The 15,171-nt window shown below is 56.6% G+C and carries 15 protein-coding genes; 10 read left to right on the top strand and 5 right to left on the bottom strand.

Features of this window, described 5'->3' with window-relative positions; translation table 11 throughout:
- Window positions 1–153: 153 nt before the first annotated feature.
- The 5 genes from ACR0LN_RS21005 to sstT all read left to right on the top strand — a co-directional run bounded on the left by ACR0LN_RS21005 (window position 154) and on the right by sstT (window position 4,075).
- On the top strand, window positions 154–1,152 hold the full coding sequence (locus ACR0LN_RS21005) for a helix-turn-helix domain-containing protein (protein WP_480432474.1): 999 nt from the start codon (window positions 154–156) through the stop codon (window positions 1,150–1,152).
- 92 nt (window positions 1,153–1,244) lie between these two features.
- On the top strand, window positions 1,245–1,658 hold the full coding sequence (locus ACR0LN_RS21000; RefSeq protein ID WP_480432472.1) for a VOC family protein: 414 nt from the start codon (window positions 1,245–1,247) through the stop codon (window positions 1,656–1,658).
- A gap of 19 nt (window positions 1,659–1,677) precedes the next feature.
- Entirely contained in the window at window positions 1,678–2,145 is a 468-nt protein-coding gene (locus tag ACR0LN_RS20995) for a cysteine hydrolase family protein (RefSeq protein WP_480432471.1), read from the top strand.
- Between the two features lie 38 nt (window positions 2,146–2,183).
- Window positions 2,184–2,702 (top strand): hypothetical protein, encoded by a 519-nt coding sequence (locus tag ACR0LN_RS20990; protein ID WP_480432469.1) that lies wholly within the window; start codon window positions 2,184–2,186, stop codon window positions 2,700–2,702.
- A gap of 143 nt (window positions 2,703–2,845) precedes the next feature.
- Window positions 2,846–4,075: a serine/threonine transporter SstT gene (sstT, locus tag ACR0LN_RS20985; protein WP_480432468.1), complete on the top strand. Its 1,230-nt coding sequence runs from the start codon at window positions 2,846–2,848 to the stop codon at window positions 4,073–4,075.
- A 33-nt stretch (window positions 4,076–4,108) separates the two neighbouring features.
- Here the strand turns inward: sstT and ACR0LN_RS20980 are convergent, their stop codons facing one another.
- Window positions 4,109–5,422 carry a tetratricopeptide repeat protein gene (locus ACR0LN_RS20980; RefSeq protein WP_480432467.1) on the bottom strand — a complete coding sequence of 438 codons (1,314 nt, stop codon included), beginning with the start codon at window positions 5,420–5,422 and terminating at the stop codon, window positions 4,109–4,111.
- 121 nt (window positions 5,423–5,543) lie between these two features.
- Between ACR0LN_RS20980 and ACR0LN_RS20975 the strand changes: the two genes are divergently transcribed.
- The 5 genes from ACR0LN_RS20975 to ACR0LN_RS20955 all read left to right on the top strand — a co-directional run bounded on the left by ACR0LN_RS20975 (window position 5,544) and on the right by ACR0LN_RS20955 (window position 11,258).
- A complete protein-coding gene (locus ACR0LN_RS20975; protein WP_480432465.1) occupies window positions 5,544–5,777 on the top strand; it encodes a hypothetical protein in 234 nt (77 codons plus the stop codon).
- Window positions 5,778–5,791: 14 nt separating this feature from the next.
- On the top strand, window positions 5,792–7,429 hold the full coding sequence (locus ACR0LN_RS20970; RefSeq protein WP_480432463.1) for a sulfatase-like hydrolase/transferase: 1,638 nt from the start codon (window positions 5,792–5,794) through the stop codon (window positions 7,427–7,429).
- A 104-nt stretch (window positions 7,430–7,533) separates the two neighbouring features.
- Window positions 7,534–9,201, top strand: coding sequence for a sulfatase-like hydrolase/transferase (locus tag ACR0LN_RS20965; RefSeq protein ID WP_480432461.1), 1,668 nt, complete (start codon window positions 7,534–7,536; stop codon window positions 9,199–9,201).
- Between the two features lie 19 nt (window positions 9,202–9,220).
- Window positions 9,221–10,465 carry a DUF3179 domain-containing (seleno)protein gene (locus tag ACR0LN_RS20960; protein ID WP_480432459.1) on the top strand — a complete coding sequence of 415 codons (1,245 nt, stop codon included), beginning with the start codon at window positions 9,221–9,223 and terminating at the stop codon, window positions 10,463–10,465.
- 43 nt (window positions 10,466–10,508) lie between these two features.
- Complete coding sequence (locus ACR0LN_RS20955; protein WP_480432458.1) at window positions 10,509–11,258, top strand: porin family protein; 750 nt, start codon at window positions 10,509–10,511, stop codon at window positions 11,256–11,258.
- A 24-nt stretch (window positions 11,259–11,282) separates the two neighbouring features.
- On the opposite strand, the gene ACR0LN_RS20950 is transcribed toward ACR0LN_RS20955, so the two are convergent.
- The 4 genes from ACR0LN_RS20950 to ACR0LN_RS20935 all read right to left on the bottom strand — a co-directional run bounded on the left by ACR0LN_RS20950 (window position 11,283) and on the right by ACR0LN_RS20935 (window position 15,128).
- Window positions 11,283–11,792 (bottom strand): hypothetical protein, encoded by a 510-nt coding sequence (locus ACR0LN_RS20950; RefSeq protein WP_480432456.1) that lies wholly within the window; start codon window positions 11,790–11,792, stop codon window positions 11,283–11,285.
- Window positions 11,793–11,970: 178 nt separating this feature from the next.
- On the bottom strand, window positions 11,971–12,693 hold the full coding sequence (locus tag ACR0LN_RS20945; RefSeq protein WP_480432454.1) for an MbnP family protein: 723 nt from the start codon (window positions 12,691–12,693) through the stop codon (window positions 11,971–11,973).
- Entirely contained in the window at window positions 12,693–13,814 is a 1,122-nt protein-coding gene (locus ACR0LN_RS20940; RefSeq protein ID WP_480432453.1) for a cytochrome-c peroxidase, read from the bottom strand. Before ACR0LN_RS20940 ends, ACR0LN_RS20945 begins: the two co-directional genes overlap by 1 nt.
- 15 nt (window positions 13,815–13,829) lie before the next feature.
- Entirely contained in the window at window positions 13,830–15,128 is a 1,299-nt protein-coding gene (locus ACR0LN_RS20935; RefSeq protein ID WP_480432451.1) for a hypothetical protein, read from the bottom strand.
- Window positions 15,129–15,171 lie beyond the last annotated feature (43 nt).

Below are 15,171 nucleotides of genomic sequence, written 5' to 3'. Positions count from 1 at the left end.
TCTGCACATGCCCCCCAATGGACGCATACCAAGACGCCGCCGAATAATCACCAAAACACAAAAACAAATCCCCCGCCCAAAAGGCGGGGGGGTAGCAGCCGAATTTGGCAGTGCCGCGACGGGGTTATTCCCCTCAAGGGAAGTGGAGGAACAATGAAACACTATGTCCTCGGAAACGGCCGCTCCCAACGGGCCAGAGCGACAACGAACAGACAGCACAACGTCGACGTCTTTCTACGCGTACCAGACACCAAAGCTTCAGCAGAGATGGTTGTCGAGTTCTTTCAGGCTCTGAATGACCTTGTGGAAGATCATACCTACGTCGTGAACATTCGCTGTGCCGCTAGGGCCTCGGCGGGTGATCCGCTGTACTGGTCAGGACGTACAGCCATATTCTGGGGCGATATTCGCAAGGCTTGGTCGGACGAGAGCCACGATGCGACACGGCTTTCGCAGGTGCTTAACCTTGCTTCCCGTTCAGTACTGGTCGGCGGGGCGGTACTACTGCTGGAGAAAGCCAGACGGGGCGACCACCCCATTGCCGCCATTCATCCTAATTTCTTGGTTGCAGCGCAGGAAATTGGCCTTGCAAACTGTGGTCAAAGCACCCACCGATCCCCTGATGGCCGGGTCCACAGCGCAGCAACCAAACTGAGCGCACTGCGCCTGTTATCGGAATTTGTCGCACTGGATCACGGAGAACATCTGGCTGAAACGCTACGCAGCTACATTGGTATGACTGAGCCTAAACGCGACTGTGCCAGCCAGCTTGGCACTCGGCTTATTCACAGGTCAGGCGAAGACCCGTTGGTGCGCCAAGTGATCGAGAAGATGCTGAATAACGTAGAAGATCCACTGAAAATCTCCGATCTGTCCGAGGCGCTTGGAGCATCGACACGGCAACTGCAGCGGCGTTTTTTGAATAAGACAGGTGTCAAACTGCTGACCACCTATCGCAAGCTGCGGCTGGAGCGCGCTTATAGCTTGCTGCGTCACACAGACATGCCGCAGCTTGAGATTTCGGCAGCGACGGGTTTTTCATCCGCTGCCGCATTGGCGCGCGCGTTCAAAGACCAATATAAAACGACACCCGAGACGGTTCGCAGCCGCCGCTTTGCCGGAGCGTTGTCGGTACATCCCGCACCGCATTAAATCGTTGTGTCAAACCCGATGATGTGGGGCTTGCCTGTCACCGGTTCTTGGGATTTTCTGGCTTCATTCACAATCCACAAGGCCGGGCTGGAATGAAACTTGAATTTCATCACATCAATTTTGTCTCAGAGGACGTCGAGCGGTTGCACCGCTTCTATACTCAGGTCCTTGGGTTGGATGATATCCCGATCGAGAATTTCCCACGGCCAGACGAAACAGACGACAAAGGTTATAGCGGGAAAATCCGCTTTGCGACCGATGGTGGGATGCAAATGCATCTGGCCGAAAAGAACCTCGACGTTGCCTTTAAGCACGGCGAAACCATCAACCCGGTTGAACGCGGCCATATTGCATTTCGAACAGACGACATCGAAGCCTTCAAGAAGTTGCTGGACGACAACGGGGTGCCCTATTCGGATTACGGCACTGCCTTTGCAAAAGAATGGCATCAAGTGTTTTTCCACGACCCCGAAGGCAATATCATTGAGGTCCATCAAGCGCTTTGACACACTCGGGAGGCAATGATTGAAACAGGCCCTACTCGTCGTAGATGTCCAACCCTGCTTTGATCCACCAGATTGGCTGGTTGAGCGCAGCAAGTTGTTGGCGGCCAAATTCCCTTCGGTCGCGACAGTCGAACGCCATGATGAGGCCAAGGTTCCATTCTTCAGGCAGCTTGGGTGGAAACCCCGATCGGTCGACGACAGCCTTGTGCAGACGGACTATACCATTCTGAAGTATGGATACGGTCCGCCCCCGGAGGTGATTGACTGGTTTCGCACCCAAAAGGTCGACCGCGTTCTGGTTTGCGGCATTCAGGCCGATACCTGCGTACTGGCTGCTGGATTCGCCCTATTTGACGCGGGCCTGCAACCGACCATAATTGCCGACACGGTTGTCGGGTCTTCGCTGGATCGCAGTGGCAAGCTGGGCGTGGATTTGTGGCGACATCATTTTGGTCAGGTGATTGAGAAGCACTCGGATATTTTGTGACGGCGCAATCCCTGTCCGCAGCGGAGAGGAGAGCCATTATGACCTCGAAACGTATTTTTAGACAAACGGCACTTGCACTTGTCGCGGCCGGCTATTGCACAGGGGCCTATGCGGAAGAGTTTTCGCTGACCGGTCAGTATGAAGGTATTTACGCCTGTGACAGCACCACAGGCGGCGTTCCCTCAAGTTGGTCAGATCCAATGACTGCGGGGATTGTTCAGGACGGGGATCAAATCTCCATCGACTTGCTTTACACCGACAAACAAGAGCTTGGGGCCGAATACTCGCTATACACCGGCTCAATTGCGCTGGACCCGACGGGTACGCTGGTCAGTGGGTATTTCGAAGCCTGCGGCGGAACCTTTCCTTCAAAGGAACTGGCCCGGATTTTCCCGGCTGCGACGGACGCGTCCTTCAGCTTTGCCGTCACCAGTGTTTGGGCCTCGGATCAGGTGCCTAACTTGCCCGGCCTGACGGTTCAATCCTGCACCTGGAGCCTGAAACGCGTGTCCACAGAGGTGCCCAAAGTCAGGCCGTGCGAGACGGCGGCTGACTAAGTGCGCGACCATCTGGACTCATTTATTAAGTCCAGATGTTTAAATTGGATCCAAAGTACCCATATAGCTCCAATCTTATAACTTAACCGTGCCCAAGCGGGTGTGTTTCACCCGGCAAGCCCCCAGAAAACAGGATGGTCCCGATGAATTTTATTCTACGCGGTAGCCTGGTTACTCAAATCATCATCGGTCTTGTGGCCGGTGCTCTTCTCGCCACCCTTTGGCCTTCGGCTAGTATGGCCGTCGGCCTGCTGGGTGATTTCTTTGTCGACGCGCTGAAAGCCGTCGCGCCCGTACTGGTGCTGATCCTCGTCTGCGCCGCCATCACGAACCACAAAAAAGACAGCGAGGCCCGGATGGGGCCGGTGGTGCTGCTCTATATCCTTGGCACTTTTGCGGCGGCGCTGGTCGCGGTGGCAGCCAGTTTCCTGTTCCCGGTCACGCTGCACCTGACCGGCACACCCGAGCTTATAAATGCCCCTGACGGGTTGGCAGAGGTGGTGAAGAACATCCTTCTCAAGATCGTGGACAACCCGGTGAACGCATTGGCGCAGGCCAACTACATCGGCATCCTTGCCTGGGCCGTTGGTCTGGGGCTGGTCTTCCGCCACGCGAGTGACACAACCAAGGCACTGATGTCCGATCTGGACGGAGCCATCACCAAGATCGTATCCGTCATCATTCGGATCGCGCCCATTGGTATCTTTGGCATCGTGGCCTCGACCATTGCCGAAACCGGCTTTGAAACGCTCGCCAGCTATGGCCAGCTTCTGGCGTTGCTGATCGGCTGTATGGCGTTCATGGCGCTGGTCGTGAACCCGCTGATCGTGTTCCTGCGCATCCGCAAGAACCCCTATCCACTGGTTTTCACCTGCCTGAAGGAATCCGGGATCACCGCGTTCTTCATGCGCAGCTCGGCCGCCAACATTCCGGTCAACATGGAACTGTGCCGCCGCATGGATCTGGATGAGGAAACCTATTCGGTCACCATTCCAATCGGTGCCACCATCAATATGGCGGGTGCTGCGATCACCATCACGGTGATGACACTGGCAACCGTGCATACGATGGGTATTCAGGTCGACTTCTTCTCGGCCCTGTTCCTGAGCATCATCGCATCCATTGCCGCAACCGGCGCGTCCGGCGTGGCAGGTGGGTCGCTGCTGTTGATCCCGATGGCCGCCAGCCTGTTTGGCATCGACAACGCGACTGCCATGCAGGTGGTCAGCATCGGCTTTATCATCGGCGTCCTGCAGGACTCGGCGGAAACCGGTCTGAACTCGTCAACCGACGTACTGTTCACGGCGGCCGGGTCTTACAAGCAAGGCGATCCGTATCCGCGCAAACTGCCGATGGAAGAGGTTCCCGCGTAAGCCGGACCTTTGCATCCAACCACAACCGCAGAGTCACTCTGCGGTTGTGATCTCTGCGCTGGTCCACCCGGCGGCGCGCATGGCTGATGTCAGCTCCTCAACCGGTGCTGGATCTGCAAACACCCGGGATTTCAATCCCTCCAAAGGGAAGCTCGGCCAGGTCTTTGTATAGAGGTCAGCCAACCTGCGGGCTTCGGCATGGTCCCCACTGTTCCAATGCGCAGCCATCAGATACGCGGTCGAGATCGGTCCGAAAGGTCCCCCGCGAGCGATCGTATCTTCATAGGTTCGGATCGCCCCCTCATAATCACCCGTGTGAAACCGAGCCGCGCCCAGCGCATTTCCAGCCACCGAGCCGCCACCCCGTTCGGCCATTTCCTGATACCGCTCCGCATCAGACAGAACGCGGTCGAAATCCAGAGTATACAGCGAGATCAAAGCGTCAAATTCGGCAACATGCGGATCATCCGGCGCCCTATCGGTTGCACGATGCGTCAGGCTGACAGCCTTGTCGAAGTTTCCGGCGGCAAATTCGAACCACGCGCGTGCGGACAGCGCCCCTGGCGCATCAGGGGCCAGTTCCAGCGCGTGCGCACTGTTGTCATCAGCAGTGCTGAGCAACTCTTGGGCCTCGGGGGTCCAGAATTGCAGAATGGCCAACATCGTTTCGACCTGCGCCGCGCCCGCATAGCCGCAGTAATAAAGCGGGTCTCGATGTGTCGCTGTTTCAAACACCAATAGTGCGGGCCGAAGGCGTGACAGGTCCACAACAGGAAAAATCAGGTCTCGCCCCGCGTTGCAAAGATTGATCGCCTCAACTCGGGTCGGGGAAACATCGTATATCGTCGACTGATCTCCCGCACTTGGTGTCGGGGCGTCCGACGCGGTTGCCAAATAAAGGCCAATTCCTAATGCTACCGCTCCAAGCCCCGCGCCGATCAGGTATAGACGCCGCACGCCCCAATACCCGCTGTCTGTGCCCACATGAAATTCCGGCGCATAGCTTCCGACCGGCAGTGAAATGATCACCGGGTCCGCCGCGCCCTCGCCACCGTAATACGCCTTGAGCTTGCGCCGCACACGCCCAGCATCAACGCGCACTACCCCTTCGCGTCGGGTCAGATCATCCGCGTCATAGCCGTAGACATCCATCGCAATCGTCTTGGCGCGGATTTCGTCGGTACGCCCGGCCAACGCTTCGGTCACGACATAAGTTAGGAACGACTGCATCCGCGCCGACCCCTTGAAATCTTTCGACGCGAGCACCCGTTCAAGCGCGGCCTTGATCTGCTCCGTCGGGAGCGATCCTGCGTTCTGTCGCGCTGTGTCGTCAGTTCGGACAGTCAAGAACTATCCTTTCAAGGTAAGGACTTGGCGGCATGATGCTACGGTAGCATGCGACCTTTTACGTTCAAGACATATTCTTCGGCAGGCATGCTTGCAGGGCAAATCCAGCGGGTGCAGACCCATGACAGATGATGACTTCTTTGACGCACAGTTTCCCGGCACGGCCCATCGGCTGCGTGTCCTGCGCGCCCGAGACAAGGAATTCGATCAAATCTGCGCCGACTACCACGAGGTCTTTTGTGAATTGGCCATAGCCCCGCAGGCCGCCAGCCAAATGCAAAACCGCTACCTCGCGGACTTGGCCGAAAGCGTCTCGGATTTGCGGAACAGTATCGAAAAGCGATTGCGCGAATGAGTGAAAGGTTGATCATGAAACTTCGTACCCTTCTACCCCTGCTGTTTCTGACAGCCAGTCCGGCGATTTCTCAGGACGCTCCAATCATTCACGATGGCGAGTTCGAATACCTGCGCGCGCAGTTCGGTGAGACCTGGGATGCGCAGGATGCCGAGATTGACGCCAGACTGGCCGAGATCCGCGCCGCCAACGACGGTCAGCCCCCCAATCTTCTCTACATCCTGATTGATGATGTGAGCTTTGGTCAGATGGGCGACCGCAAGATGAACTACGTCATGGGGATAGAGACGCCGAACATCAACCAACTGGCAACTGAGGGCCTGTCGCTGATGCGGATGTATACCGAACCGTCCTGCACCCCCACACGCACCGCGTTACTGACAGGTCGCCACCCGGTGCGCGCCGGAGTGGAAGAGGTCAAGGTTGCATTGGTTGGTGAGGGGCTTCCGGCCTCTGAAGTCACCCTGCCTGAAATCCTGAAACAGGCGGGTTACTCCACCACACACGTCGGCAAGTGGCATCAAGGCGATATTGAGGAATCTTATCCCCACAATCAGGGTTTTGACTGGGCCGCCTTCCCCCTGCACCAGCAAGTCCAGCTGAGCCTCATGACCCCCGAGGCGATGCGGTCCAATGCCATGCTCGGCTATGTTCCCGAGGGCCAGAACAACCAGTTCCTTCTGGATGAGCGTTTCAAACCCTACGGTCTGGTCACCGGGGTCGAGGCCGAGGCCGGAGACCCCGCGCGCGAAGTCGACATGGCGGCGGGCGAGGTTTGGACCCAAGCGAAATACGAGGACATGAACCTGCGCTATCAGCAGCAGGCGATAGAACAGCTACAGCGCGTCGCGGCAGAGGATGCGCCGTTCTTCCTGCAATACTGGCCGCTGTATCCCCTGAACTTTGTCTATGCAGATCAGGCAATCTCACGCAATGGCGGTTTTCATGCAGACAAGTTACAACTGCTGGACGGCTGGATTGGCGACCTGCTGCAGGCACTGGAGGAAACCGGCAAGGCGGACAATACCATCGTGATCCTGATGGCCGACAATGGGTTGATGTACCACTACGAAGGCAGCTCGGGCCTCAACCAGCTGATCTATCGAGGCGGCAAGACCCAGCACCTTGAGGGCGGCGTGCGCACAGATGCGTTCATCCGCTGGCCCAATGTGATCGAAGCCAATAGCGCGGCGGGTGACATCTTTCACGTCTCGGACATCTACACCACGATGGCGCGGATTGCGGGCGCGACTGACTATATCCCGCGCGACCGGGTGATCGACGGCATTGACCAGACCGCGCTGCTGTTAAACGGTGAAGGCCATGGGCGGCGCGACTATGTGTATGTCTACGAAGGCCCGGTGCTGCGTTCAGTGGTCAAGCAAGAGTTCAAGATGCACCTGCCCGCCCCCGGTCAGCCCGGCGCTGCTGCTCCCACCTACAACATCTATCGCGACCCGCGCGAGCGGCACCCGTTGGTCGGGTATTCCCTTTGGGCCGGGGCGTCGTTTCAGGACATGATAAAACGTCACCAGAAGATGATCGCGAAATACCCACATTCCGAAATCGGCAAAGGCCGACCCTATGACGGCATCGAGAACCTGCGCCCGGAATCCGAACTGACCCGCGATGTGTTCATGAGCTGGCAGTAGCGTTGCTTGGTAGAAAATTCAGCGCAAGTATCGTAATGTTTTAATGTGAGACTGCTCTGCGAACTCGACCGTGGGGCATTCTGACAACGGAGGGGGAGGACGGAATGGATTTGAGATGTTGGATTGCAGTGACAGCGGGGCTTGCGGCCGCACCAGCGGTGGCACAAGAGAGCCCTATTCAACACGATGCGGAATTCTACATTCTTCAGGCACAACACGCGGAACAATGGGCACAGGATGATGCGGCGGTTGATACGGCGCTGGCGTCGTTTCGGGACGGCAACGGGGGCAATCCTCCGAACATCGTCAGCGTCCTGATCGACGATATGGGCTTTGGGGACATGGGTATCCCCGAGTTGAACGCCGTTCGGGGATACGAGACACCGAACATCAACGACTTTTCCGATCAGGCCATGCGGATGGTGCGGATGTATACCGAACCCTCTTGCACGCCGACACGTGTCGCGCAGATGACCGGGCGGTTGCCAGTGCGTATGGGCATGGGCGACACGACAGTCGATATCGCAGGATTTGGGCTTCCGGAGAACGAGGTCACTCTGGCCGAAGTGCTGAAACAGGCGGGCTATGCCACCAGCCATGTGGGCAAATGGCACATGGGCGACATCGCCGAAAGCTGGGCGATGAACCAAGGCTTTGACTATGCCCAACACGCCATTCACCAGCAGGGTCAGCTGACTATCTTTAATGACGACGCCATCAAGGAGCAGGTCTCGGTCGCGATCCGGGACTATGACGACAAATACACTTTGGATGATTGGTTCCGCCCGGACGCGGCGGCGATGATGACCGTGATCGAGGGCGAAACCGGCGGCCCGATCCGCGAGATTCGCATGGAACCCGGTGAACGCTGGAACGCCGCAAAGTACGACGAAATGAACCAGGCGTTTCAGGATAAGACCTTGGAGGAACTGGAACGTCTTGCAGGCGGAGACGACCCGTTCTTCCTGCAATATTGGCCGATGATCCCGCTGGACAACACCCGCGCCGGGCGGTCAGGACCAGAAAGTGTGAATGGCGGCCTTTATGTGGACAAGATGCAGCTGCTGGACCAGTGGCTGGGCGATCTGTTCGCGCGGTTGGATGAGCTGGGACTGTCCGAGAACACCATTGTCATCGTCATGGGCGACAACGGCCATTTCACCAAATACGCGCCGCAATCGGGCTTCACACCGCTGATCTACGCGGGCGGCAAGGGCGACACGACCGAAGGCGGCGTTCGCGTCGATGCTTTCATTCGCTGGCCCGGTATGATCGAAGCCGATGGGCTGCTGAACAGCATCATCCACGTCTCTGACCTTTATACGACACTGTCGCGCTTTGCAGGGGCTGATGCGTTCATTCCGCGGGATCGCCTGGTGGACGGCGTGGACCAATCCGCCGCCCTGCTGTTTGCCGACGAATCCAAAGCCCGCCGCGATCACGTCATTGTCTATTCGGTGAACAAACCCGAGGCGATTGTGAAAGACCAGTTAAAGCTGAAACTGCCGGGACCTGGGGAAAGCGCGATTTTGGCAAAGTTCTTTGACCTTTATCGGGACACACGTGAAGAATACTCTGTCTCGACCGAGGTTGGCGCTTGGGGAGGTCAGGAATTCGCGCGCATTTTGGGTCGCCACATGGCCCGCAAAGAGAAATTCCCCGACACCACGCCTGCCTATGGCGTGCCTTATGAGGGGATAGAGAACATCCGCCCAGAAACCCAACAGGCCGTCGACGCGTTCATGATCAAGCGCGCCTCGCCACAGCAATAACACCAAGCAGGAGGTGCATATGGTCGGAACTATACTCTTCGCCTTGGGCTTGGTTGTCTCGCTCGGGATCGGCTTTGTCTACTTCCGCGATCTGGGCGACATCTCGCAAATGCTGCTGAAGGTAAAGCGCGAGAATATGGTGCGTTTTATCCGACACGAATATCGTTTGATCGGAGTGGGTTTAGGCGGTTTTGCTATTGCAACGTTGGCACATTTCATACTGGGTGGCGGGCCGTTCTGGGTGTGGGTCGTAACGACCTTGCTCGTGCTGTTTCTTTACGGCTTTCCCTACGTCTGGGTACATCTGGGCCTGCGCAACCAGATGAATGAAGCTGCCTTCTTTCCCATTGGCGAGGCGCAGAAATATGTCGGGCCTATTGCGCCTGTTCTGGTGATCGACAATAACGGCCATGCCCGCGCGCACCCGGATGCACAGATCATGCGCCCACATCTGGCCGGGAGTGCGGATGGGCTGGGCGGAGAAGACGTTATCATGACCTATTGCGCGATGGCTAACCTCGGCCAAGGCTACGTTCCCCGGGTCGAGGGCAAACGGCTGGACCTTGAGGTTCTGGCCCAGCACGGCAACAACCTTATCCTGCGCGACAACGAATCCGGCGAACCGATCCAACATATCTATGGTTTTCGCGAAGCCGACCGCGACCCGAACCCGGACGGGCTGGCCTGCCCCCTGCGTCCCGAGGCGCAGATGAAACCATGGCCAACTTATCGGATGACCTTTCGCGGGTTCCAAAAGGCCTTTCCTGATGGCGAAGTTTACCTGAACAAACCCTCACCTAACCCATTTCTGCGGCTGCTGGACATGGTGACCGAGATTACCTTTGGATGGGGCATTGGGCGCCAACATCAAGAGGATGCCCCGGTGATGGACAACATGGACCGTTCAGACGACCGGCTGCCAAACAAGACCTATGTCTGGGGCATCACCATCGGTAAAGACGCGGCCTGCTGGACCGACGATTTTATAATCGACAACAACTGGATCGTTAATGCCACCGTTGGCGGTCGTGGTGTCGTCGTCAGCCTTGACCCAAAATATGAAAGCCTTGGCATATGGTACAATGACAGCGGCAAACCGGTAACCCGCTGCGACTTCTGGGGAGTGTCAGACCAAGGTCAGTTACAAAGGGTCGAGACCTTGCGAGCCGGCGTCTTCTGGCATGTCTGGTCCGAGTTTTTCCCGGACACAGACATCAATCGTGTGGGCTTTGGCGCAAAAAAATCAAATGATGTGGCTGCCTAGCTTCTATTTTGGAAACCAAAGAAAATAATAAGAGAGGGATAGAATGAGACCACTACGAGGAACGAATTCCAGCGCACTTGCAGCGGCCTTACTCACGTTAGCAACAGCGGCAACGGCCCAGCAATCCGGGTGGTCCTATGAAGCCACGATCTATTTGTTCATGCCCGAAACCGAGACCAAACTGGACACCCCTTCAGGCACTTTGGATGGAACTTTGAGTTTTTCCGACGCGCTGGAAAATCTGGATTTTGCCTTCATGGGCGCATTCGCTGCAACCAATGGGCAATGGAGCGTGCTGGCCGATTACAACTATACCAACCTCTCTTTCAACAACTCCTTGTCCGGACCCTTAGCCGGAGAATTGGACACCTCGGTCAAAACACAGTTTCTAACAGCATTGCTGGGATACCGGGTGCGCAACGACCAATCTGTTAAGGTGGATTTAGCAGGTGGTTTCAGGTGGTACAGCACTGACACGGAATTTACCGTGACTTCTGAAAGAGGCCCTTCTCGCGAGACTGATGCCGATGCAAGTTGGGTCGACCCGATTGTTGGCGTCCGAGCCCGCTTTGCCTTGTCCGACTCTTGGAGCGGCACGGCCTACGCAGATTATGGAGGATTCCGCAGTGGTAGCCAGACTTGGTCCGTTCTGCTGACGGCCGATTACGCCATCAACGACAGATGGCTGTTGCGCGGTGGATATCGGTACATATCGTTCGAACACGAGATCGACGGCAATGACTACGAATTCAATCAATCCGGCCCGCTGATCGGCGCCACCTATCGGTTCTGACTTTTTGGGGCCACTTTTCAGGCTTCAACCGTGGGCGTGGACTCGTTCAGTTGTCATGGCTGAAAGGGTCTGTGCGTGATATCCCGCTGCGTTGTCGAGCCAGCCAAGAAACTCCCGCATGTTTTGCGTGATGCCTAAATGCACCTCTGGGACCGACAACACACGTGCAATGGCCGGAAGTCTGGGGCTAACTTCCAACAGAAGTATTGCACTTCCGACAACAATTGACGCGCTGACAAGCGGCGACGACACCAACTCATAGCTTTGCGTTGATGCGACCCACAATGCAAACCCAAGCCGCGTGACAGCAACCGCGTCGGTAATCCGGCGCAGGCGCGGTAGAAAATAGGTGGTCATCGCCGCCGCCGTAACAACTGCGACCATGTAGATCAGGCCGATAATGATTGGAACCGGCACCCCCCCTTTGGTGGAGCCCATATGCGAGTACAACACGACGCCGGCCACGAACGACAAAGCACCGATCAACGCCAGTCTGCGTCGCTCAAGGAAGACATGTCGGAAAATGGCCTGCATCGATCAAATCCTCTCAACTGGGTTGAGAATGAACGTGAAAGATGAATTTGTGGTTGATCTGACAAAATATAGGCAGAAGTAAGACTTTGTTGAAACGTCGAGATCAGTCCAGCAACACTTTTCTTAAGATCACTCTTGCCAACGTGCAAAACAGCATTTTCCACCGTTGCAACGTGTCTCAGAATGACGGAGCAATCATGGCCGCATAGTTGTTGGCCAGCATCTCGGCATCTGTGCGATTAAACTTGACCGAAGGCAGTGCCTCCATGTCGATCTTTGCGCTGCCCTCGAAAAGTTTCGCAGGATCGACCGACAGATGTAACTGACCATCCTCTTCTGCTAGAATGTCACTCGGAAGCTGTAACACGACTTCGCGCGCATTTTCGGAAAACCCGACATGGTAGACCAAGGGTGATACATCCTGATCCACCTGCAACGCGCCTTCGAAGACCACGAATTTGTAGCCTACTTCCCAGTTCCACGCCATCTGGCTGTTAGGATCCAGGTCGCCCCGCACCTCGATGGACGTATTTGCGGCAGGATCGACCCCGATCAAGAACCGTACCGTGTCAATCGAAGCCAGAGGCACCTCGGGCAAAGTGATTGAGTGCGTCTTGTCCGCGTTATCGAAGCGCAAAAGGTGATAGCTTTCCGGTTCGGCAAAGGTTTGATCCCCTTGCCCAAAGGACAAGTTACTCAGGTAAAACCTGAAATCGCGAACTCTGAATTGTCCCTCCCCGCCCGGATTGTCATAGACGAACTGATCATAAACCAAAGGTTCGCCCGCCATTTCGGCGTGAAACGTCAGTGTGATCGGCCTGGGTGTCTTTTGCCCCGGGTTCAGAACAACCCACCCTATGATCACAGCCGCACCGGTCAGCATTCCAAGGATCAGTCGCATCAAGAACCTCCTTCAAACGGATCAGAGAAAAGTGGATTGGTCAGGAAGTCCTCGTCTGTCAGGGTGTGTAGAAACGCGATGATGGCCTCCATCTCTTCGGGCGTCATACGCAGGCCAACCGTGTCTTGATCAGTGTTGGGTGCGTTGTCGGCCTCAAGGATCAGGGGACTCAGCGTGTCACTGACCGCAATACCGTCATTGTAGTGCGCCATCACGTCTTCGAGCGTGTCGAACCTGCCATCATGCATGTACGGCGCGGTAACGGCGATGTTGCGCAAGGTCGGCACCTTGAAGAACCCCTTATGCGCGGGGTTCCCTGTCACAGCCATCAAGCCATCGGGCAGAGTTTCGTCCGGGTCCAGACCGTTGTTGGAAAACCCATCCAGCGCGTCGCGGAACCCCGACGTCAGGAATTGACTGTGGCAGTCGATGCAGTTGCCGCCCCTTAGGGATATTTTGGTGTCCGGGTGCGCCATGAACAGCTTGCGCCCGTGTTCCTCCTGCGCGGTCAGGCGGACCTCACCGCGCAAATACCGATCGTATTTCGAGTTCGATGAGATCAGCATCCGCATGAACGTTGCCAGCGCGCTGGCTGTATTCTCAGGCGTAACCGCACCATAGGCGTTACGGAACATCTTGCGATACGTATCCGAGGCCCGCAGTTCATACATCAGCGCGTCAATATCCTGCCCCATCTCGTCGGGGTGCTGGATCGGCATCAGCGCCTGTTCCTCAAGCGAGGTCGCGCGACCATCCCAAAAGAACCTCTGCTGCCCCCAAAGCAGGTTGGCCAAGCTCATCGAACTGAAGTTTAACTCGCCCCCTGACAAGGACGGAGATTTCGCGCGCCCGTCGGTAAAGGCCAGCGCCTGCACGTGGCAGGTGGCGCAGGAGATTTCGTTATTGCCGGACAAAACAGGATCATAGAACAGGTGACGGCCCAGCGCGAAGGCTTCTTCGGTCAGCGGGTTGTCGGGTGGGACGGCAAAGCGCCCGAAAACAAACGGTGCGGAAAAGTCGGCGATCGGGGTCGCAATCGGGGTGCGCGCGCGATCCCAAACCACCCACCCCACCGCCGCAACCCCGGCGGCGATGGTAAGGATCAAGACAACCCGAAGCATCACGCCACCGGATCGTCAGTGGTGATGAACAAAGCCAGAGCCGAACAGCCCTTCGAGGTTTTCGATCCCCTTGTTATAGCGGTCCTTGATGTTGACCGTGGCCAGACGTTCACCAGTTTCAAGGTCGTGGACCGTAATTGTATGGCTGTTTAGACCGGCGATGAAATCCACATCCGTTGGATCATCGTCCGCAGCATTGCCCAAGTTCAGCAGGTTGTTCTGAACCGCGATCAGGTCGCGCCCCGAAGCCGAGGTGAAAAAGATCATGTGATGCGCCCCCGGATCAGCAACGATGTCCGGGCCGCTGGACACCAGTTCGGGCAAGGCCACCAGTTCATAACGCTTTACCACACCCGGAAGGGCGTGTGAGATGAACAGCTCATCCTCGGTGCCGTAAAATTCCAGCGGCACAGCTGTTTCATTGGCAACGCCGCTATAGATTACCTCGGCCTCACCAAAGGTCTTCGAACTGGCGTCGTAGGGCACTTTCCATGTCTCGAACCCAAACATCGTGTTGGCCAGAATGGCGGGTTCAATCTCGGGGTGCATGCTTGGGCGAGCAAACAGAACCTCAACCGGAGACGATGGGAAATTCAGAGGCTTTTCCTTCTCGACCACAATATTTTCTATGGGTTCCAAAGCGTTAAGATCAATGATCGTCAGCACATTCCCGACCCCGGTCTTCAGGTCCGGGTGTACGGTCGAAGTTACGACCATGCGGTCTTCGAAGGCGGAAATGCCGTGCGGGTACATGATATAGGGCGCGCCCTCACCCACCTGGCTTTTGCGCGCTTCGATAATCTTGACGACTTCGTTGGTTTGGGTGTCGAACACACCGACCGAGCCACCGTCATCCCCTCCGGTCCCTCCAAGGAAGGTCACGAACATATATTCCTGACCGTTGGAATTTGCCCACATAATGTCTTCGCCGACCATCTGCCCCTGCGTATCCAGGCAGTTAAAACCCGAGATCACAGGCGCGCCGCTGGAGTCACGGGACAGGCCGACCTCGGCCAGACTGCACGACGGATCAAGCCCGGTGGAATACAGCCTGCCGTTTGGGCTGTAATACAGGTGGTGCAGAGGATGCACCATTTCGGGCTGTTCAACTTCGCTGAGGATTTCTCCAAACCGGTCAGACTCCGGGTCCAACTCGATGATCGCAACGCTGTGGCTGGTGTCCAACGTGGGCAGCCCGCGCAGCAGAACCATGCCTTGGCTTTCTTCGCGGTCTTGCGCAAGTGCTGGGGACAGGCCAGCCAGTATCAGGCCCGCTCCGATCAGAATGCTGTGTTTGAAATGACTGAAGTACATGACTTACCCCCTTTTGATGCAGTTCAGTGTGGGATGCGCCTTA

The sequence above is a fragment of the Ruegeria sp. AA6 genome (assembly GCF_056542865.1).
This window is presented reverse-complemented; position numbering and strand designations above follow the sequence as displayed.